The 20,561-nt window shown below is 60.1% G+C and carries 21 protein-coding genes; 5 read left to right on the forward strand and 16 right to left on the reverse strand.

Annotation, left to right across the window (positions count from 1 at the left end; translation table 11 throughout):
• Positions 1-28: 28 nt before the first annotated feature.
• The 3 genes from ACNAOU_RS00375 to ACNAOU_RS00385 all read right to left on the reverse strand — a co-directional run bounded on the left by ACNAOU_RS00375 (position 29) and on the right by ACNAOU_RS00385 (position 2,230).
• Positions 29-580 carry a dihydrofolate reductase family protein gene (locus ACNAOU_RS00375; RefSeq protein ID WP_064722292.1) on the reverse strand — a complete coding sequence of 184 codons (552 nt, stop codon included), beginning with the start codon at positions 578-580 and terminating at the stop codon, positions 29-31.
• An 11-nt stretch (positions 581-591) separates the two neighbouring features.
• Entirely contained in the window at positions 592-927 is a 336-nt protein-coding gene (locus ACNAOU_RS00380; protein ID WP_079582011.1) for a hypothetical protein, read from the reverse strand.
• A 673-nt stretch (positions 928-1,600) separates the two neighbouring features.
• Entirely contained in the window at positions 1,601-2,230 is a 630-nt protein-coding gene (locus ACNAOU_RS00385; RefSeq protein ID WP_156369829.1) for an FG-GAP repeat domain-containing protein, read from the reverse strand.
• 484 nt (positions 2,231-2,714) lie between these two features.
• Here ACNAOU_RS00385 and ACNAOU_RS00390 point away from each other — a divergent pair, with 484 nt between their 5' ends.
• On the forward strand, positions 2,715-3,482 hold the full coding sequence (locus ACNAOU_RS00390) for a hypothetical protein (protein ID WP_422757785.1): 768 nt from the start codon (positions 2,715-2,717) through the stop codon (positions 3,480-3,482).
• A gap of 522 nt (positions 3,483-4,004) precedes the next feature.
• Entirely contained in the window at positions 4,005-4,883 is an 879-nt protein-coding gene (locus tag ACNAOU_RS00395; protein WP_055976812.1) for a VanW family protein, read from the forward strand.
• Positions 4,884-5,000: 117 nt separating this feature from the next.
• On the opposite strand, the gene ACNAOU_RS00400 is transcribed toward ACNAOU_RS00395, so the two are convergent.
• The gene (locus ACNAOU_RS00400; protein ID WP_189076499.1) at positions 5,001-6,068 is read right to left on the reverse strand and encodes a hypothetical protein; all 1,068 of its coding nucleotides are present in this window, start codon (positions 6,066-6,068) and stop codon (positions 5,001-5,003) included.
• Between the two features lie 131 nt (positions 6,069-6,199).
• On the opposite strand from ACNAOU_RS00400, the gene ACNAOU_RS00405 reads away from it, so the two are divergent.
• Both ACNAOU_RS00405 and ACNAOU_RS00410 read left to right on the forward strand, forming a co-directional pair.
• Complete coding sequence (locus ACNAOU_RS00405) at positions 6,200-7,132, forward strand: hypothetical protein (protein WP_156369828.1); 933 nt, start codon at positions 6,200-6,202, stop codon at positions 7,130-7,132.
• A 206-nt stretch (positions 7,133-7,338) separates the two neighbouring features.
• Entirely contained in the window at positions 7,339-7,566 is a 228-nt protein-coding gene (locus ACNAOU_RS00410) for an SOS response-associated peptidase family protein (RefSeq protein WP_055976606.1), read from the forward strand.
• Positions 7,567-7,958: 392 nt separating this feature from the next.
• Here the strand turns inward: ACNAOU_RS00410 and ACNAOU_RS00415 are convergent, their stop codons facing one another.
• The 12 genes from ACNAOU_RS00415 to ACNAOU_RS00470 form a co-directional block, all read right to left on the reverse strand.
• Positions 7,959-9,752: an alpha/beta fold hydrolase gene (locus ACNAOU_RS00415; RefSeq protein ID WP_422757786.1), complete on the reverse strand. Its 1,794-nt coding sequence runs from the start codon at positions 9,750-9,752 to the stop codon at positions 7,959-7,961.
• 383 nt (positions 9,753-10,135) lie between these two features.
• Complete coding sequence (locus ACNAOU_RS00420) at positions 10,136-10,702, reverse strand: type 1 glutamine amidotransferase domain-containing protein (protein ID WP_018778399.1); 567 nt, start codon at positions 10,700-10,702, stop codon at positions 10,136-10,138.
• A 244-nt stretch (positions 10,703-10,946) separates the two neighbouring features.
• Positions 10,947-11,744, reverse strand: coding sequence for a hypothetical protein (locus ACNAOU_RS00425; protein WP_422757787.1), 798 nt, complete (start codon positions 11,742-11,744; stop codon positions 10,947-10,949).
• Complete coding sequence (locus ACNAOU_RS00430; RefSeq protein ID WP_235338856.1) at positions 11,741-12,439, reverse strand: ATP-binding cassette domain-containing protein; 699 nt, start codon at positions 12,437-12,439, stop codon at positions 11,741-11,743. Before ACNAOU_RS00430 ends, ACNAOU_RS00425 begins: the two co-directional genes overlap by 4 nt.
• Positions 12,440-12,486: 47 nt before the next feature.
• A complete protein-coding gene (locus ACNAOU_RS00435) occupies positions 12,487-13,308 on the reverse strand; it encodes a hypothetical protein (RefSeq protein ID WP_422757788.1) in 822 nt (273 codons plus the stop codon).
• An 83-nt stretch (positions 13,309-13,391) separates the two neighbouring features.
• A complete protein-coding gene (locus ACNAOU_RS00440; RefSeq protein WP_110504856.1) occupies positions 13,392-14,045 on the reverse strand; it encodes a response regulator transcription factor in 654 nt (217 codons plus the stop codon).
• Positions 14,042-14,914, reverse strand: coding sequence for a sensor histidine kinase (locus ACNAOU_RS00445; protein ID WP_189076505.1), 873 nt, complete (start codon positions 14,912-14,914; stop codon positions 14,042-14,044). The genes ACNAOU_RS00440 and ACNAOU_RS00445 overlap by 4 nt, the downstream gene beginning before the upstream one ends.
• A 244-nt stretch (positions 14,915-15,158) precedes the next feature.
• Entirely contained in the window at positions 15,159-16,979 is a 1,821-nt protein-coding gene (locus ACNAOU_RS00450) for an ABC transporter ATP-binding protein (protein WP_422757789.1), read from the reverse strand.
• Positions 16,976-17,407, reverse strand: coding sequence for a lasso peptide biosynthesis B2 protein (locus tag ACNAOU_RS00455; protein WP_110504859.1), 432 nt, complete (start codon positions 17,405-17,407; stop codon positions 16,976-16,978). Before ACNAOU_RS00455 ends, ACNAOU_RS00450 begins: the two co-directional genes overlap by 4 nt.
• Positions 17,404-17,706, reverse strand: a complete 303-nt coding sequence (locus tag ACNAOU_RS00460; protein ID WP_081623356.1) for a PqqD family protein — start codon at positions 17,704-17,706, stop codon at positions 17,404-17,406. The genes ACNAOU_RS00455 and ACNAOU_RS00460 overlap by 4 nt, the downstream gene beginning before the upstream one ends.
• Positions 17,703-19,367 carry an asparagine synthase-related protein gene (locus ACNAOU_RS00465; RefSeq protein WP_422757791.1) on the reverse strand — a complete coding sequence of 555 codons (1,665 nt, stop codon included), beginning with the start codon at positions 19,365-19,367 and terminating at the stop codon, positions 17,703-17,705. The genes ACNAOU_RS00460 and ACNAOU_RS00465 overlap by 4 nt, the downstream gene beginning before the upstream one ends.
• A 103-nt stretch (positions 19,368-19,470) precedes the next feature.
• Complete coding sequence (locus ACNAOU_RS00470; protein WP_018778389.1) at positions 19,471-19,608, reverse strand: lasso RiPP family leader peptide-containing protein; 138 nt, start codon at positions 19,606-19,608, stop codon at positions 19,471-19,473.
• A gap of 388 nt (positions 19,609-19,996) precedes the next feature.
• On the opposite strand from ACNAOU_RS00470, the gene ACNAOU_RS00475 reads away from it, so the two are divergent.
• Positions 19,997-20,491: a recombinase family protein gene (locus ACNAOU_RS00475; protein WP_018778388.1), complete on the forward strand. Its 495-nt coding sequence runs from the start codon at positions 19,997-19,999 to the stop codon at positions 20,489-20,491.
• The last annotated feature ends 70 nt before the right edge of the window (positions 20,492-20,561 follow it).

The raw sequence follows: 20,561 nt of genomic DNA on the forward strand, positions 1-20,561 counted from the left end.
GCAGCCGGCTGCCGCCGTCGAGCGTTCTCTAGTCCTTGCGCAGGCTGTAGGTGCTCACAACGTTGCCTTTACTGGTGCCGTACTGGTCCTCCAGGACGAGCCGGTTTTGGGGATCGCCGTCCTCGAAGAGGCGGCGGCCGCTGCCCGCCACCACCGGGTGCGTCATCAGGGTCAGCTCGTCCAGCAGGCCCGCAAACAGGAGTTGGCGGACCACCGAGATGCTGCCGCATACGGCGATCTCTCCGCCGTCGCGGTTCTTGAGATCGGTGATGAAGTCCTCCAACGGACCGTTGATGAGGTGCGAGTTCTGCCACTCCAGCGGTTCGGTCAGGGTCCGGGACGCCACGAATTTTTCGACGGGATTGATGAAGGCGGCGAAATCATCGTCCTGGGTGGCGTTTGGCCAGTATCCGGCCCACTCCTGGTAGCTGACCCGGCCCAGCACCACGGTATCCACGGTGTTGATCATCTTGGTCAGGCCCTTGCCGAGGTCCTCGTCGAAGCTGTCGAACTGGAACTTGAACGGATCCTGGACCACGCCATCCACGGAATGGAACAGTCCGGCGGTTACTTTTCGCATGCGTTCTCCTTTTAGGCTGCCCGGCTTGCTGTCTGGAGTTTCCGGGAGGGCAGGGCGGTCACATTGCCGACGTTGCCGGGCGCAGTGTTGAGGCGGACAGGCACCTCATGGAGTTCAGCGTAGATCCTCAGTTGGTCCAGCGCATCTGCGTCGATGGTCGCTTCCGAAAGGTCCATTTCCACGCCGAGCCCGCCGCCCAGGCCCTTTGTCCGCTGAACCACGGGGTAAAGCCCCTGAAGGCTCGAGGTGGTGACGCGGCCCGTTGCTGCGATCTGGATCTGTTCGCCGTCTACGTCGACGCGAACAACTACGGAGAGCTTGTCGCTGGCCAATTTTCTGCCTTTCATCCTTGCTGCCACGCTGCAGCGCACCCCAGCGTATGTGCCAGGTGTGACCTGCGCAACATTACGACGGCGGGAGCTGGCACGGGTTTGATCCCCAGCCAAGCCGCTTGGCCGGGTCCCTGCGTACCCGGAATGGGTGCGGGTTCGCTCGTGAGTCGGCGACCCAGCTGTCCCGGAAGTTGTCTTTGGGACAGCTGTTGGAAGGGGATGTTTTGGGACAACATGCGGGACGACAGTGTGTCGGGGACGCTGGACTGGGATTTCATCATTGCTGGACTGTGTCTGAATGAGTGCCCAAAGCCGTCTGCACAACATGCACGTTAGAGGATGCCTCCAAGGGGTCGGCGCGGCATCACGCGACATCCGGCATGCTGCCCCGACTGAATCCGCGGCTCGGAAGTGTCCCACCGAGTGTGTCCCACTTCCAAGAAAATGGGACAGGAAACTGTGTAGCGTTTCGGCAGCTTCACCGGGCATTTTTGCGGGCGAGTCTTACATGACCGCATCTGACTACGCGCGTCGCATGGGCAACACTTTGATCGCGGACTGGATCGATGCCTGGACGCAGCGACATACAACGAGTTAGCCAGAACATGTACGGTGATGGATCCTCCACCGGACGTCTACATCCCATGGCCTCGGATCCGGAAATGGGCACCACGTCCGGCTAGGACAGTTATAGGATCTCCGTCATGATGTTCCAGCCGCTGCCCACTTTCCTCGATGTGGGCCATGCGGATCCACCGCTGCCCTCGTAAAGGTACAAGTCGCCGATGGAGTCCCGGGCTATGATGTCGTTTTTTCCGTCCCCATTGAAGTCGCCGGGTCCAACAAGGGAGTTCATGGCGTTCCAGCCGGCGCCGGTCACGCTCTGTGGCAACCAGCCGCCGGTTCCGTTGCCGGGGTAGAGCCACAGGACACCGGAACTGTCGCGGCCCACGACATCAGCTGTGCCATCACTATTGAAATCACCGACACCGATGGCCTCCGACCCGAAGAACCAGCCATATCCCGCCCACGCTGAGTTCAGCCAACCGCCCTTTCCATCACCGCGCTCTATCCACATCCCGCCACGGTTGGAGACGGCTACGTCAACGAATCCGTCGCCTTGGAAGTCGCCGATCCCTAGGCTATTAGTCTGGTTATTCCAGCCGGCGGATACCTGCACACGTGGCATCCATCCCGCCGAGCCATTTCCGGGGTAAAGCCACAGGTCGCCGGCGCCATCACGGGCCAGAATGTCAGCCTTGCGGTCCCCATTAAAGTCATTCTTGACGACGTCCGACGCGGAAGTTGACGGAGCCAGATCCCGGTTCGCGCTGGCTGCGGCAGGCGCCCCCCGGTTCCCCGATCAGCTCCACGAGGGTTTACGCCACGACCACTAATGCGTAGGGCCACATGGCCGGTAGAGCCAGCGCCATGGAAGGAACCCAAACCTAAAGAGGGCTCCTCACAGTGGAGGTGTTCCCCAACAGAACTGATTCAATTGCACGTCCGGCAGCAGCGAACCGACGCCATCAGACTGCTGGGGCCAAAAATATACGTCCTACCGGGGCCAATCTAAGTTGACACAATCATTTGGCGTTTCCTCGCCGCTGCTTCAGCGACGCGCTTTCGTCATTTCGGGGGATTGCATGAGTCGAAACTGATCTCCGGGCAGTTCTTCCTTGTCACGGGTTCTCTGCCGGAGGAGACTTGAGGCGACGGCCTTCCATCTCGGGCCGCCCGCGGGGCCACCCGGCTGCGGGGCCTCACAGCACCCTGTAGTGGCTGGTGGATCAATGAGCTCCATGACACCCCTCGAAAAGGCCGGTCAGCGGTTGCGCCATCTCTTGGCCTTGGTGATTGTCGCCCTGATTGGATGTCTTTGCGGGTGCGAGTATGAGCCCGATAACGTCGCCCTCCCGTCCACCAATTCTCCAACTTTGGAGGCCCGCACGGCCCCGCCACTGCCGGACGGAAACGACCCCCGCCCGTTCCCGCCGCTGCCGGAGAGTGGAGACATTGACGCCGGCACATACCTCGTCCCCGTCGCCGGCCATACTGAACCTTTCGAGATCACCGTCCCAGACGGCTGGTTTGCTCTCGACGGCGGAAGTGTGGGCAAGGACGACCCGGATCACCCAGCTGAATGGGCCGTCCACATAACTCTTTTGCCTGTCAACTATGTGGCGATGGACGCATGCAAGTGGAGGGGCGCCCTTTCCGATGACGGTTCGTCGGCCGAGGCCTTCGTTGACGCGATGGCGGCGCAGTCGTCAACGGCAAGCACCCCTCCCGTCAAGGTCACGGTGGGCAACTACTCAAGCTTCGAGTTCGACCACTTCGTCGAGGCCAACGTGGACATGAACGCCTGCGACGGCGGTGAATTATGCATTTACTCAAGACATACACAAGCCTGCTCACGCTGGTACTCCACCCGGGGCGAACGCGAAACCTACCGGGTGGTCGACCTGAACGGCAAGCGGGCTGTCGTCGCGGTGGGCCGTATCGACGAATCAATCAATCCGGAGCTGATGAGAGAGGCACGCGCCGTCTTCGACTCGATCGTGTTCTAGTCCTACAAGTGACCAGCTGATCCGATAAGCGATCCCGCCCGCGGGCGCCGGCTCCTTCTCTGAACCCCCTCCATGTCTTATAACCGAGGTGCCTCGAATCCCTAACGTTCCGAGACAAATCAATGGCGCGGATTGTGAACAGGAGTGCTGAACAAACGGGCACTTGTGCACAGGAGTACCGGCCAGTCACTGATCGCAACCCGTCTGCACAAACCCCAAAATTCAGCGGGATTTTGTGCAGTCGGCTTCTGAAAACGACAGATTCGGATGGGTGGGGGAGTGTTCCATTGCTGGTGTCCCACTTCTAAGGAACTGGGACGATCCCGGTCGGCACCTAAGGCACCTGCGCCGGCATCTGGTATCGCATGAACCTCAGGCGTTGGTTGGATGGCCCATGTTCCACTGGCTCAGGACGGACCGTTTCACCGATTACTCGATTTCTTCAAGCGTCTGGAAAGATAGCCTTGACGCCGGGCGTTCCGGTTTGGCTTGCCCTGGGTGGGCGTTTTTACCGGGGGAACCATGGCACGAAAACTCTTCTGCGAACTTTCGCCGATCACATACCGCATTTCTGTGCAGCGCATGATCCTGAACCGCAAATTGCGCGACCTGTTCTCTCCCACAGTCTTTGCGCGGCGCCAGCCGGAAGAGGTCCTTCCTGCGGTTGTCTACCGTCACAACTCACTGATCCGCCGCAAGCTGGGCAACGTGGACTTGCACCTCCAGGAAAATAAGGCGGTAAGTCTGGGGATCGCCGCGCCTCTGGTGAACTCTGTCGTCATTCGTCCCGGCGAGACCTTTTCGTTCTGGAAGCTGGTAGGGAGTTGCACTGAAGCCAAGGGATACCGCGAGGGCCTGGTCATCAACCATGGCCGAGCCGATTCCGGAATTGGTGGCGGCCTGTGTCAATTCACGAACCTTCTGCATTGGATGGTCTTGCACAGCGAGCTGACTGTGGTGGAGCATCACCACCACGGGGACCTGGACTTGTTTCCGGACTTCAATCGTCAGATCCCGTTTGGTTCGGGCACTTCGATCATCTACAACTACTTGGACTACCGGGTTCGCAATGACACGGACCAGGCTTTCCAATTCCTGGTAAGTACCAACGACGAATACCTGTGTGGTGAACTTCGCGCCGAGCACGTCCCGGATGTGAAATTCCACATCCGTGAAGAGGACGCCTACTTCTACGAGTCCGGGAATAAGGTTTACCGCCATAACCGGGTGATGAGGCTGACCCGGGACAAACGGACAGGTCTTGTGACCTCGAAGCAACAGATCATCGAGAACAACGCCTTGGTCGTTTACGACCGTTCCCTCATCAACGCCCCGGTGCTGCCAGCTCCGCTTCCTCCTGATCCCATGCAGGACGACCGAGTGGCTCCAGCTCCCGCCTAAGCGGCCTACCAGGTCGGTGAACCCGACAGCGTCTCTCTTTTACGTCAACGGAGTCCCAGCTGCCGCGTTCCGTATCCAAGGAAGTGGGACACGTTGCTCTTGTCGCCTACTCCAGCATCAACACACAGGCTGCAGAGGCACCTCACCCAGACGAATACCGGTTGCGTCCGTGAACTCCACTCGTACAAGGACGCAGCCGGGTGCGTACACCTGGCGTGTGAAGGAGTTCTTTGCCTCGGGTGTTGCTTGCACATCTCCAGTGATATCCGGCGATGTGAAGCTAACTGAAGGGAGGCCCTCAGCAGGGCCTCGTTCGATGTACTTCGTGACCGTTGTTCCGCTGAGTTGGTTGCTGACGTGGACCCAGCTCGTTTCGCATCCAGGAGAGTGCAGTACGGTCACTAACGCGAACGGGGAAGGCTCTGAGGCCCTGGCAATGGGGATACTCTTCAGCGTTATGGCATCTACGGAGCAACCAGCTTGTGGGTAGGTGCCGTCCAAACGGGTTTGTACGGGTGGGGGAACCGAACGACTCCCGATCCCAAGCTGAGGTCCGAAGAACTGCAGGGCAAATGTCGCCACAGCCACAAGTAGGGCACCTACGGTGGCTATTGCTGCAATGGTGCCTAATGAGAAATGTCCTCGGAGAAAGCCCACGGCGTCTCGACCTCGGCCAGGCTGGATCTTGACGTCAATGAGGTTCCGGTCATTCCACGCCCACTTAGGTCGTCCGTCGAGCAGCACCGTTGTTTGGGCGGGGCGGCCTTTCTTTAACAGAGCAGGACCGAAAAGGACGTTATCGCCTTCGGCCCGGAACAACCCAGCCGGGTTTACTCTACCCAGATCGGCTTCAGGATCGTCACTCAGCAGAGCGATAATAGGCGCGCCACATTCGAGGATGAGTGGTTTTCCGGCATCAAATCTGCTGCTCTGGATATCCGCTCGTCCAGTTGATTCAAGAGTGACAATCAGCACGTAGGGGTTCTGCACAACGTTGCCGGAGTGTTGGACCACGAGCTTGTCCCAACCGCTGCCTTGCCCGAGCTTGTTTACTATTGGGGCGGCCCTGACGTCTGCGGATATCCGTGATTTGGGGTTGCTGCGCCTGTACTGCAGTGCCGTAATTACTGCCCCAACGAGTGTCACGACACCAGCGACTAGTGCGATCAGGTCCGAATTGCTCATGTGCAAATAAAACCATGGCACCTGAACGCCGATGGAACCGCCGGACCGATGCTTGCCAACTTAGTAACGGTGAGGTCGTTGCCGACGAACGTCCCAAAGTGCGCACAAGCGTCCTTTGCACGCATCAATGAGTGCCGCTCAACGAGGGTGGCTCCCAAGCCAGACAAAACGGGATAGCCTTTGCGCTCATGAGAACATGTGTCTTCTGCGGTGGGTTTCCTTTGACGGTGGAACACGTCTTTCCCCAGTGGTTACGGCAATTTGCCGCTCCTCAGGCCTTCATCCAACGCAAGGGCTCCTACCAGGCTCCTTTCCGTCAGACGGTCGTGAGGAAGAACTCTCAAGGAACCTATGTCAAGGTCGATGAAGCTCGGGGTACGAGGACGCCGAACGTCCACGAGGTAAAAGTAAAGAGCGTCTGCGCTGCTTGCAACAACGGCTGGATGTCGAGACTGGAGACTTCAGTCAAACCGATCCTAAGAAAGATGGCCAAGAAGACACCTCCCATGCCGCACTTGGTGTCCCCTGAAGGAAAGCTTTATCTGGCGGCGTGGGTATATAAGTGCCTTCTTATGTATGACCAGTACCTTCCTGTCGAGGACAGGGTCTTCGTGGACGAAGATTTCACTTCCTTCATGAAGACCCGCCGGCCACCTTCGTCCGCACGCATCTATATGGGGATTACAAACTCCCCATGGTCCACCGTTTCAATCTGGCACCAACCCCATCGTTTGGTCTTGGACGCAGGCACGGACCCCCAAGCGGCACTGGCCCAACCAAACAACACAGCGAGTTCTTTCCTTGGAATAGAGGGCATCTATTTCATCCAGCAGTACTTCAAACCAGATCTTCCCTGGAATGCCGATAACCGCTATATCTGGCTTGACGCACAACGAGGAGTCGATGCCACTCCCGCAAAGCTGATCTGGCCAGCGGACAACAAGCCTCTCAATTGGCCACCTCCCTTGACCCCATTCCTGAAAACGGAGGCTGCCAGACTAGCGCTCTACCAAGTGATTGGATCCCTGCGTGACCTCGCGGATTGGGAAAAGCCGCTCGAATGAGCGCCACGGCAAGAGAAGAATCAGCGAGGTAATGATTGAGTATGGGTACCAACGCGGGACACCACACCTCAGGACAGCGACCGCGAGCTCCGTCATGGGAGGGGGAGCTGCGCGAGGTCCTCAAGAAGTACCCGGGCGCCGGCCCGCGGCTGGCCACGCTTTGAAGGTTTTGTGGGCAGAATGGGCTCATTTGCGGCAGATACGTGATGTCCAAAGCAACGAGCGATCTTCTGAGCCATTTCGAGGCCAAGGAGGTTGAAGGCAACCCTCCTGGGCCGAGCTGGAACGTCGCCCCGACCCAGATTGTGCCAATCGTGGCCGAACGACTGGACGAGGGAGCCCTTTACCGGCGGCTGTTGATCGCAAAGTGCGGCCTGGTCCCGTCCTGGGCCAAGGATGCGAAGATCGGCTCCAAACTTCTCTGCACTAACTGACCCCATCAGCTGCTGGGCAGCGTCCCACTCTTGGCTGTTCCACTTCCAAGGAAGTGGGACAGCGTCCTTAGGTTCCTAAGTGCCACCAGCCTGTGGACCGACGGTGCTCCATTTTGTTGTGGCTTTGGCGGTTGACATCCGGCGTTTGGGTTGCGGTGTTCGTTTACTCGCCCGTTTGAGAGTTAGTGGCTGTTCGGTTGCGGGTCCAGTCCGGAGGCCCACACTCGTCCGTTGATGGCCAGTTCACGCAAGACAACATCACTCCAGCATCCCCTGAACTGGCTTTGAAATATGTAGCCAGTTTGAACCTCTGGCTACCTTCCAGGTCAGAGCTCGTTGGTGGATCTCAATCGGCATGTGTATTTCTCAACAGCTGGACCCGGGCGCCCTGTTCACCCGACGGATTGCTTGATGAGTGTGACGAGTGGATCTATATGGGTCAGCTGCGGATGGTGCCCTGCGCCCGGCATCGAGACGAGCTCAACGTTTGGAAGTGATTCGAGCTGCCCAACCATGCCCGGGGCGATTGGGTCCTCGCTTCCCGTAATGATGCGGACCGGGCCGGTGAATCGCCCCAGGGCCTCCTGGAGTTCGCTACGCCACTGTTTCGATCCTGCAAGGGCGAGTTGCCTGGCCACCTTCTTGGCGCTGCTTCGTTTGATGTCACTGAGGCTGGACTGGAGAGCAGCTGCGTTCGCTTCTGATCCGGTCAGTTGGCGTGACAGCCGCGCCGGATTGGTGTGTCGCAGGTAGGCGGATACGAGCGGCCGAAGCCCTGCTGGGACGCCCGTTGGGGTTTGGAGGAAGAACGGTGCGACCAGTGTCAGGGACTTGACCCGCTCCGGGAACCGGTCCGCCGCGACCACTGCCGCAGCCGCGCCGATGGAATGGCCGATGAGGTCAGCAGGTTCACCGCCCAGCACATCGGGAAGCCACTGCTCCCAGTCCTGAATGCCTGTTCCTCCGCTGAGGCCGAGTCCGGGAAGGTCGACGACGCGCGCGCCGACACCCGAAGCGACGCCGGCCCATGTGTCTGCGTTGACCGGCAAGCCGGGAAGGACCATCCGGGTGGATCCGGCTACTCCGAGTTCGAATGTCCTTACACCGCCGGCATCGACGAATCGGCGGCCGTCAGCCAAGGCGTCGCCAAACCGGTGTGCGGCCAAGTAGTCGGCCCACCGTTCCAGGGACACCAGTACGTCCGGCATCTGTATCCCGTGTCTGTCTGCGAACTCGATGGCTGACTCTGTCGGATAGCGGTCGGCGGACATGAAGGAAAGTGTCTCGGGATCCGCCCTGGTGATCCGCTGCGGGAGTCGCTTGATGACGCCGACCGGCATCCGTACCCGCGGAACCTTGACTCCGAGGTGCCGCCCGACGTGGGTGAGCAGGTCAGCCAGCGGCGGGGTAGCGTCGTCGAGAACCCAATAAGCCTTGCCCGCAGCAGTGGGATCGACCGCTGCTGCGGTCATGAAGGCAGCCAAGTAGTCGACCGTGACGACCGGGAGGAACGTCGATCCGTTTCCGGGCAGTGCGGCTACGGCTCCCTCCCAGATTTGCGCGATGGTGGTAGCCAGGCCGATGAGCTGGTCGGACTCCCCGGTCACGCTGTCGCCGATCAGGCTGGACGGATTGACGATCGTCCAGGGGACTCCGTGCTCCAAGGCACGTGCTTGGAAGATGGCGTCGGATTCCACTTTCGACGCCTCGTAGGCGCCAAGTTCCTTGTAAACCGCGATGCGGTGGTCATCTGACCATGGGACAGTGGCGGGGTCCTGTCCGCCCACCCGGTAGCCCGACACGTGGACGACGCGCTGCAGATTGGGGAGGTCCTTTGCGAAGTCGATCAGTTTCTCGACGATGCCAACATTTGCGCTGCGTGCCTCCTGGGCGGTCATCCCGAATCGGTAGGTCCCGGCGCAGTTGTGGATCTCGGTGATGAACGGCAATGTCGATGGTCCACCCGCGACGATCCCGGGAGCATCGAAGTCGACGATCGTCGTCCTGATGCTGCGTTCCAGGCCATGCTCCCTGACCCATCGCTCCACACGCGCTCCGGACTCGGCGGTCCGGACTGCCGCCGTCACGTTCGCGCCAGCCTTTGCAAGGGTCAGGACGAGGTGCCGGCCGACCATTCCCGAGGCCCCGAAGACCAGGGCGTTGCGGGAGTCTGCGCGGGGTGTCATCGCGTCCTCCCGGCGGTCTGGCAACGCTGGTTGGCAAGCTCCGCTACCGCACCAGCAGCCGCAGCAAGGGGTTGGGTGCTCTGCCTGGTGCGAGAGGCTATGGTCGCAGTCTCCGCCGACGGCACAATAACGGCCACCGGCGGCCGCGCGTCTTCGGCGTCAACACCGCTGGTCTGGACGGGCTGGAGCAGGGGCTCTGAGAGCCGTTCTCTTGTCAGGGTTCCTTTGGATGGCATGAAGAAATAATAGACCAGTCTATATATTTTGCAAATCACTCAAGTGCCCGGGCGAACGAGCCTGCCTGGCAGTTAAAGGCAAGTGCCGCCGTCGTACTTCTTGTGAAAGTACGACGGCGGCACGCGCCTTAAGGACGCTGGTGGCCGCTAAGCCGTCTGGCCGGCGTGCTGGCCTTCCGAGATCTCTTCAACAACCTTGGCGTTGAAGGCGGGGAGGTCGTCCGGGTTGCGGCTGGTGACCAGTCCCTGGTCGCACACCACTTCTTCATCGCTCCAGTTGGCGCCAGCGTTCTTCAGGTCCGTCTGGAGCGTGTGGTACGAGGTGACGTTGCGGCCCTTGATCACTCCGGCTTCGATGAGGATCCACGGTCCGTGGCAGATCGAAGCCACGGGCTTGTGCTGCTCGAAGAAGGAGCGCGTGAAGTTCTGGGCGTCCTTGTCCACGCGGAGGTTGTCCGCGTTGACGACGCCGCCCGGGAGAACCAGGGCGTCGAAGTCCGAGGCGTTGGCGTCCGCAACTGCGAGATCGACGTCGAACGTGTCGCCCTTGTCCACTCCGTTGAAACCCTGGAGCTTGCCTTTGTCGAGGGCTACCAGGGTGGGCTCGCCTCCGGCGTCCTTGATGGCCTGCCACGGGCTGGTGAGTTCCACCTGCTCCACGCCGTCCGTCAAAAGGAATGCGACCTTCTTGCCTGCGATGTTGTGTTCTGACATTGTTCCTCCTCTTGTTCGGCTGCTTTTTGGGCATGTGCCGGTGCTGCGAGAGTTGTTTGTCTGACCTGAACCAGCCTAGGGAAGGATGCTTTAGTAAGCAAGCTGACTATTTCGATGGGGTTGGTGAACATACGCCTAACCGGACATATTCAGTCGCAGCGAAAACCGGACTCGTACGTCGCTAAGCCAAGCCCGACGGCGGTCCCCGCCTCAGTCTGAGGTGAGGACCGCCGTCGTGGTTCAGCTATCCGCGGGCGTCCCGCGTGCTGAACTTGAACCCTGCAAAACCCACGAGGCCGGCTGTCCAGGTGAAGGTTACTATCGCAGCGGTGAGAGCACCCAGGTCCGCGGCCGGGTATGACCCCGTCACCAAGCCGGGATCAAACAGCAGGACCCCGGCCACTGTGGGTAGGTAGGCAAAAGCCGGAGTCAGCAAGAGCAACATCAATGACAGTTGCGACACTACAATCAGCGCAAACAGCGGTATTAGCGTCTGCTTGAGCAAGATGCCCAGCGCGAACCCAATGAGGGCTATGGCATCCCAGAAAGCGATGGCACCAACCCAGCGGAGAATAAGGCTTGCCGGAACGGTTCCGTTGACGACGGAAAGTTCGCCGAGACCGGATTGGGACAGCAGGCTCAGCAGCGGGATGGTCACCAGGCCCAGCAGCGTGACGAACGCTGTCAACGCAGTGCATTTCGCCAAGTACAGGCGCTCGCGGTTCGGCGCGGCCACCAGGCTTGTCCGCAGTTGGCCCGACACGTACTCACTCGATGCGGAAATGACGCCGATAACGATGATTCCAATCAGTCCCAGCGCAACCCAGTCAAAGCCCACCGTCTCCGGACTCGCCCCTGGGGCCAGGCCGGGGTCATTCGTTCGGAGCGCTTCCCCCACCGGACCCGCCTGGGACCACCCGACGAGGACGACGATGAGCCACGTCAGGGCGGCAGTGATCCACACGGACCTTAACGTGACGAGCTTGGTGAGTTCGGCGCGGAACAGACTGGGCGTTCGGGCAGTGTCGACGAGTGTAGTCATGCGGCGCTTCCCTTAGCTGCGTTGCCGGTCCAGTCAAAGTAGGCAGCTTCCAGGTCATGGTGACCGGCTACCAGATCAACGACGTTTCCGGACTGGACGATGCGGCCACCGGAAATGACGACGATATGGTCAGCTACGTGCTGGACCTCGTTAATGAGATGGCTGGAGATAAGGACAGTCTTGCCGTTGGCCGCGAGGGTTCTCAGAAGCCCCCGGATCCAGCGGATACCTTCGGGATCCAAGCCGTTGGTCGGCTCATCGAGAACAATAATGCGTGGATCGCCGAGGAGGGCCGCGGCGATCCCCAGCCGTTGACCCATCCCCAGTGAGTACGCTCCCACGCGTTTCCGGGCGGCGTCCGAAAGTCCGACGACCTCGAGGACTTCACCGATCCTCGAATGCGGGATGCCATTGGACTGAGCCAGCCAAGTGAGATGGGCCTTGGCTGTGCGACCCTTGTGGGCTCCTGAGCCATCGAACTGAGCTCCAACGGTCCAGAGGGGGGCGATGAGGTCCCGGTAAGGCTTTCCTTCGATGAGCGCGGACCCGCTGTCCGCCCGGTCGAGGCCGAGAAGCAGACGGAAAGTGGTCGACTTTCCGGCCCCGTTCGGGCCGAGAAAAGCGGTGACTTTCCCGGGCTCGGCCGTCAGTGAGACGTCGATAATTCCGTCCGACTGCCCGTATTTCTTGCTCAAATTCTTAATCTCGATCACTGTCTGATCTCCTCGGTAGTCGATGTCACTTAGCGGCGAACTGGTTGGCGGCGGAACAGAACAAGAGCAGCGACCAACGCTGCGACCACCCACACCACGAGGACCAATCCGCCCGTCGCAGGTCCCAAATCGCCCGGCGCGGAAGGTGGCAGTTGGTAGAGCTGGGCGCCCGCCTGATCCGGCAGGAACTTGGCCAGGGGGGTGATGTTCACCATGTAGGTGGAGACAATGAGGGCCATCGCCAAGACCGTGCCCATGGCCGCCAATCCGCTGCGAAGGACCACCGACAAGGCGTAGGTGAACAGGGCGATGAGTATCCAGTAAAGGACCACGCCCCATAGGATTCCTGATGCCGCTTGTGGAGTTGCTGCTATCTGGCTTGTTTCGGTGGTGCAGTCGATGACCACGCAACGAATCCCTGCCGACCCGAACACGCTCAGGACGGCCGTGAGGAATACGGCAGCGACAATCACGATCGCTTTGGCCGCCAACACGGCACTGCGCTGCGGGAGGCTGATCAAGGTGCTCCGAAGAGAGCCGCTGTCCGATTCCTGGTGCATCGACCACGCCGCAAGAAGGATGACCCCTATTTGTCCATAGTGAAGGATGACCAGAAAGGCCGTACCTCCCTCAAGGCCAGCTGCCTCCTCCGGCCTCCCTGCCTTATGGGCAGCGTCGATCAGGTTTGTCAGTATCCAGGAAAGAAACACCGTGAGCAGCACCGTTCCTGCCATGGTGTTGAAGCAAAGACGCAGAGTCAGGAGTTTGGTGGTCTCGGCCCTGACGGCGCGGGCCATGGTTGTTCGTGGCCCCGGCCGCACGTCGAGGGTCGCTGTGGAAGATGCTGGCATGACTCAAGTCAATCCGGACCGGCATCGCTTGTCTGTCTGCAGGTGTTGACAGTCGTGGCACGTTCTTGCGCGGGGGGAAGACTTTAGATGGGCGTAGGACGCACCAGGCCGCCTTCGTAGGCGATGACAACAAGTTGGGCTCTGTCCCGCGCGTCCAGTTTTGTCAGGATTCTACTCACATAGGTCCGCACCGTGGTTCGCGTGAGAAACAGGGCAGCCGCTATTTCGTTGTTGGAGGCGCCTTGTCCGATGAGGGTCAAGGTTTCGCGTTCGCGGACTGTCAGTTCGCTGATCCGGTCGTGTGCGGCCGGGCTCTGGGTGAAGCGGTCTATGAGGCGGCGGGTGATCTCCGGGGCGAGGAGGGCGTTACCTTCATGCGCGGTCCGGATTGCCTTGAGGATGTCCGGCAGCGGCGCATTCTTGAGGAGAAAGCCGGAGGCGCCCTGTCGGAGAGCTTGGTACACGTAATCGTCCATATCGAAGGTGGTCAGCATGACCAACCGGGTGCTGGATTTCCGGGAGGCCAGAATGCCTGCAGCTTCAAGGCCTGTCATCCGTGGCATTCGAACATCCATGAGCGCCACATCCGGTTGATGCTCCAAGATGGACTCCACGGCCTCCGCGCCGTCCACAGCCACTGCGGACACCGTCATGTCCGGCTCGTCGTCGATCAAGAGGCGCAGTGACGTCCTGATGTGAGCATCGTCGTCTGCGATGAGGACACTGATTTCATTCATCGGGTGTGCACCCTCCCTGCAGTTCCCGGCAGTGAAACAGCCACACGGTATCCTTTGGTCTCCCGTCCTGCTTCGAAGGTCCCGCCCAATAACTGAGCCCGTTCACGCATGCCTGTGAGTCCGTGACCGTTCTTGGAAGCCAAAGCCGCCCCCGGGCCGTCGTCGAGGACGCTGATCCGCAGGTCGTCGCCTTCAGTCCTGATGGTGATCCGGCAGGTTCCTGCTCCGGAATGCCGGATCACGTTCGTCAGGGCTTCCTGAATGATTCGATACGCGGTCGTTCGCTGCGCGGCCGGAAGATCGTGGGCACTTTCGTCGGCGTCGATCACGACAGATATACCGGCCCGTATGGCCGGCTGCGACAGCTCCCGCACCAGTTCCGGAAGGCTTCCCGGCGGAGCGTCATCAGCCGTTTCGCTACGTTCCTGTCGCATCAACACCTGAAGTTGGCCCAACGCATCACGGGCGTCGGACTCGATGCCCTGCAGTGCAGATCGCAGATCGTCGGGGGTGGACGACTTTACATGGGCCACGACGCCCGCCCGCACCCCGATCCCTCCCAGGGTGTGGGACAGTACGTCGTGGATATCCCGTGCGAGGCGAAGCCGCTCCTGCGCCCGGGCATTGCGCTCGGTTTCGCAACGCATGCGTTGGGTACGGATTCCCAAAACCCATGCGGCCCCGATGATGACGGCGCCCAGGATGATGCCCCGGATGCTCGCTTCGGCGCCCTCCGCAGAGACCAGAAGCAAGGACGCAAACAGAAGAATTTCCAGCACGATCAGCCATGCAGGAAAGAGGCGTGTCCCGAATCGTTCCGCGGCAACGTACAGGCAGAGCCCTGTCACCAGGAAAGGATCCTCGGTCATTCCCAAGCTCCAGCCAACGGCCGTCACAACGCCGGTCCAAGCGGCAGCTAGCCAAGGAAACCTTGACCGAAGGCAGAGTCCCAGGACAACAAGGCCCCCCAAAGCCAGTTGGACCAGCCTGCCCGGTGATTCCGGCGGAACCACGGTGATCCAAAGCCCTGCCACCATGATGATGCCGACCAAACCGTTCAGTAGAACGGGAATGATCGTTTCCCGGACTACGGAGACGTGAACGTTTTCTGGATCAGCGCTTTGCGTCGTGCTCGGGTGTCGTTGGTTCATAGGCCATCTCATTTGTCAGGAATTGGTTCTGAGCGAGTTCCCGATAAAGAGGCGACGTCTGCATCAATTCGGTGTGGGTACCGCTTGCCACGACCTTGCCTTCATCGAGCACCAGGATCAAGTCAGAGCTTTGCACGGTGGCGAGGCGGTGGGCAACGATGACCAAGGTGCAGCCCGAAGTTACGTCGGCGATGAGCTCCCGCACCTTTTCCTCGCTCACCCCGTCCAGGTTGGAAGTTGATTCGTCCAGAAGAAGCATTGAAGGGTTTGCGAGCAAGGCTCGGGCCACAGCAATTCGCTGCCGTTCTCCCCCGGAGAGGAGCACGGCTCCCTCGCCGACTTCCGCGTCGAGGCCAAGTTCTGACCTCTGAAGGACAGCCGTGAGATTCAGCCGTTCCAGAATGGCCATCATGTCCTCGTCGGAGGCATCCGGATTCCCTATGTTCAGGTTGTCCCGGAGGGTTCCGGCAACAGCGGGAGCGTCCTGCTCCACATAGGCAATGTTGGCCCGGACCGCCGACCTTGCTACTTGGTCAACGTCGGTTCCGCCGAACAGGATTTGCCCATCGGAAGCATCGTAGAAGCGGGCTATAAGGTTCAGGATGGTGCTCTTGCCGGCCCCGGATGGGCCGACGATTGCAACCCGCTGACGGGATTCGATCTGGAATGAGACATCGTTCAACGTTGAACGCCGGCTCGGCCCTTCCGTCTCCCCGCAAGGATGGTCGTACTCAAAGCTCACCCCACGGAAAACCAAGCTGGAATCCCTGATGGTGGGGACCACGTTGCCCACAACGACGGGCGCGTCCTGTTCGGTGGGGAGCTGCAGGATCTCGTTAATGCGCGCCACGCCTCCAAGGGCCTCCCCGATGGCACTCACGGTTCCGAAGAGCTGGCCGAGGGGCATGATGAGGAGGAACAGGAAGAGTATGAAGGAAACGAGGTCCGCCACCGTCAATTCGCCCGATGCCACTCTGAGCCCGCCAACCCCGATAACGGCGAGGAAAGTCACTTGCATGGCGATGGAGGAAATCGGGGATACCAAGGCTGTGGTGGCCGCAACACGCAGTCCAATGGTCCAGACGCCGTTCGCGTCTTCCTTAACGCGTTGGGATTCACGTGTACTTGCGTTGGCTGCGCGCACAGTTCGTGTCGCCCGGATGGCGCGGTCCATGGAGGACGAGAGTTTCCCCAGGGCAGTTTGAACCCCGAGGCTGGCGCGTTCGATGTAGGAGGTGACCCAAACGACCGCTGCGACCGAGACCAGGGCGGCTCCCAGGGCAATGATCACCAGAACCGGGTCCAGAAAGAGCATTGCCACGAGCGCGCCGATGATGGTGAAAACGCCAGCGAAGGACTCCACAAAGCCTTGGCTGAGCATGTTCCGGATCACTGTGGTGTCGGTGGTGACACGGGCGACGAGATCGCCTACACGGCGCTGGTCCAATGTTGGTACCGGCAGGTGAAGGATGTGGTCGATGAGATTGTGGCGCGACCTCCTGATGGCCGTCTCAGCAGTGCGCTGGATCAGGTACTGCCGGATGCCACCAAGAACTCCTCCCACAAGGATGAGCCCACCCACAAGCCACGGCAAGAGGTCCAACGGCTTGGAAGCACTGACTCGGTCGATCACTTCACGGACCAGCAAAGGTTGCGCCAAGGAAAGCGCGGATCCCAGAAGGCTGAGGAGCACGATGAGGGCAACGAGCCGGCGTTGAACGGCTACGTGGCGGAACAGTTCGGTCAGCCCGGCGCGTCGGGAAGCATTGGCTGCGGTCTTCATTTGTTACTCGCTTCTCCGGGCTGGGCCACGGTGAGGACGGGGACGTAGCTGCGGATGCGGTGGGGCTCATCGATCGGCAACCCATCCACTTCAATCCATGCATGGGCGGCGAAGGGCTCAAGTTGGTACCCCGTTTTCCATCCCGGAGAGTGACCTTCCATCCGGCACAGCATGAAGGCTGCGATCGACCGCTGCAGGCACCCCTCGCCGGCGCAGCGGGCGCTGACGGCACATACAGCTGCCCGCATGAGGCGCGCTTGGTGGGCGTTGGTGGAACGGTGTGAATGTGAAAGGCCATGGAGAACTGACTGGAGCAGCGCCGGTGGCAGCAAGGTCATGACCCAGGCGACGCCGACTACCGCGTGAGTCCGCAACCGGAACAGCCCCTGTGGCATGACGGTCGGCTGCGGGCTGATGGGGAGACTCATGAGCTGGCCCTCCGAATGATTCCTGACTGCTGGAGCTCGTCAATCAAAGCGTGTACGTCTTGACGCACGCGATGGTGGTCAACTCCGTAGGATTCAGAGATTCTGTCAACGACGGCACCGACGTTGAGATTTTGCTCGATTCCGGCCATGACGTCCGCTGCTGTGGCATTTCCACGCCAGTAGGTGCCGCCTCGGGCGTCGAACACCGTTACCCCGTCATCATCTACGTTGAAGGTAATTTTCGGTGAAGGCCGGAATACGTCTCCAGCCTCGACGGTGCGGGTTGTCTTCTTCCTCATTGAATGGCCCTAACCCATCTCTCGACGCCGGCGAGTTGTTCGATTTCAAAGAGCTCGTCCGTGCTGACGACCGGCATGCTCAAGGCATCGCGTACAGCGTCAGCGTTGATATGGCCCATGTCCACCAGATAGCTTTCGTCGAAAAGGCGGGACAGATCGTGCCGGCGCTTCTTGTACTCGGTGAACAGGTCGGAGCTGTATTCACCCTTGTCTTCGCGGGTGAACAGCCAACGGGGGGCAACAGGCTCCGTCGCCCGCGCCAGGAGCGGTTTGCTATCGCGGGTTCCAACGAGGATGTCAGTAGGCAGGCTCAGAATGAGACGGACTACCGCATCGTCCAAGAAGGGCGCCTCCCAAGCGACGCCGAGGTGTTCGTAGGCATGGCCCACTTGCCGCACAACTTCGCCTTGGAACATGACTGCCTCGGTCATCTGATGCCTGAAGCGATCCTTATGGTGCGGGCGGGCTCCCTGTGTGAGCGCATCCTTCACTTTTTGCGCCACTACTTCCCGGGTTTCTGCTGTGGCGAATTTAGAAATGCCGAAGCCGGGCGCCCATGAGAAGGCCTCGGCCGGCCCCACGATGTTCCCCGCCCGGGCTTCAATACGCCGTAGCATCTCAGTTTCAAAGCTGACGTTGGATCCCACCGCGCGGGCTACTGCCAGCGTGGACCACCGCTGCATTTTGCCTAACCGCCGAATGATCCGCAGACCGGCCCTCCACGATGAAGTCGTGAGGAGATCCAGGGCGGTTGCGGGAAGTGGATCAAACAATTCGTCGCCACCAACGCCCGTCAGGTGAGCCTTGACGCCACGCCGGGAGGCATCTGTGAGCAAAAAACCGAGGTGCTTGGAATTCCCGGCCCATGCCAGCGGACCGTCATCGAGGCTCCGGATGTTCTGGTCGAATTCGCTGAACGCGCCTGATGTGGCGGTCAGTGACTCCAGCTCAGTGAATTGCCCGCGTAGTTCCGATGCTGCTCGACGCGCGTACTGGCTATCCCGGTTATGGGGATCGTCCGTACCCGCATGGTAGTAAATGCTCTCTTCCTGAAGTGAATCCAGAATGTAGGCCAGGCTGGTTGAATCCATGCCGCCGGACACATCAGCGCTCAATTTCCCGTAGGACAGGATGCGGCGTTCCATGGACCGTGTCAGTTCAGCCAGCAGCAGTTCAGCCGCCTCGGAAAGATCCAGCTTGGGGTGCTCCGTCGCAATCGCCTGATCCAGCACCTTGGGACGCCCATCGTGGTAGGTGAGCGTGGAACCTGGTTTAACTGCATTGATTCCTTCCCAGAACGGAAGATGGCGTAGGAAGCCAGGCAAATTTGTGCACAGGGCAAGCCGGACCCTGCTGTCATCGAGCTTGCTGTGGGCAATGCGTCGCAGTGCTCCCTGCGACATCGAGGCAACCGGTGTTCCGTCGATGTCGGTCCAGTACAGTGTCTCCGCGGTTGAGATTGATCCGGTGATGTCGCGAGCGTAGCCCGGCATTGCGCCTGGGGCGGCACGTAAATGTTGGTGGGAGACGACAGAATCCCGCACTTGCCGCTCACTGAGCCTGGAATCGAGGATCGTGACAGCGGCGCTGGACAGCGACGCCGAGGATTCGTCGATCAATCCCGAGGCGCTGCCCCTGTTGGCTAAGAAGAGTTGCGGCATTGTGTCCTGGCACCTGACGTGTAATGGAGCGAATGGAAAGCCTGATGCAGAACGGGAGCCTCGTCGCGATGACGAGGCTCCCGCTCGTACCTCTGTACTGCTATCAGCCGACGTCGACCTTAACGAATGCCCGACCGCCGAAGATGTCGCGCCAGCGTCCGAACCAAACACCGTTTGTCACTTCACGGAACGAACCCACCCGCGCTACACGCGGAGCAGAATAGTTGCTTTTCATCATCATCCCTCCTCCCTAGGTGATAATTACACGGCTACTTTGCCGGTTGTAACTCGAGTATCACTTCTGGTTGAGAACGTGACAAGAGCCATCAAGGGGTTTCTTAAAGTTGTTTTAGTTTCTAATTTCCTTATGCCATACTGGCGATGCGGATGCTGTTCTTCAGGCCAGGTCAGGATCGCTGGCGCGCTTCCCGAAAGTCATTATCGATCACTTGTGAACGCAGTAAGCCTGCCGGGCCCATTCGCCGGCCTCTATCTGTCAAAACTCAATTCGATATTCAAATAGTTTCAACTCAAAAATGGGGGTTTTTGGGAAATTGGATAGGCGCAATATTTCTATTGGTTACGCCAGGGAAAGCACGCTTGGTCCGTCGCTGGCGGATCAGGTTCGAATGCTCAAGGCAGCCGGAGCTGTGGATGTCTATGAGGAGCGTGCAACCGGAGCTACCGAGCTGAGGGAGCAATGGGGGGCCTGTTTCAAGGTGCTCCAGCCGGGGGACTCGCTGCTTGTGAGTGACCTGACCAGGCTGGGGCGGAGTACCTCAGACTTGGCGGGCATCATGGCGCTGCTGGCCCAGCGGAGCGTGAGCTTCCGTGTAGTGGGAGAACCTTGGTTGGATACCGATGGCCAGTACGGCCCTGTCATTCTCAAGCTATTCGAGTCCATCGCGAACTATGAACGCAGCAGGTTGTCGGAGCGAACAACTGTGGGGCTCGCAGCCGCACGTGCGCGTGGGCGCCTTGGCGGCCGACCTCCGGCGATGACCCCACACAAGCTTGAGACGGCGCGCAACCTTAGAAGCAAGAAGCTGACCCTCAGTGAAATTGCGGATACCTTGGGGGTCAGCACGTCGACGGTAGCAAGAGCCCTGAGTGGTCCTCTGTAAGCCGATGCGGATCGGCGGTATCAGTACCCCAGCTGCTCGCACAACGACGCGAGCTGATGAATTGATGACG

It is taken from the genome of Paenarthrobacter sp. C1, from assembly GCF_049315185.1.
In the GTDB taxonomy this organism is placed as follows: domain Bacteria; phylum Actinomycetota; class Actinomycetes; order Actinomycetales; family Micrococcaceae; genus Arthrobacter; species Arthrobacter nicotinovorans.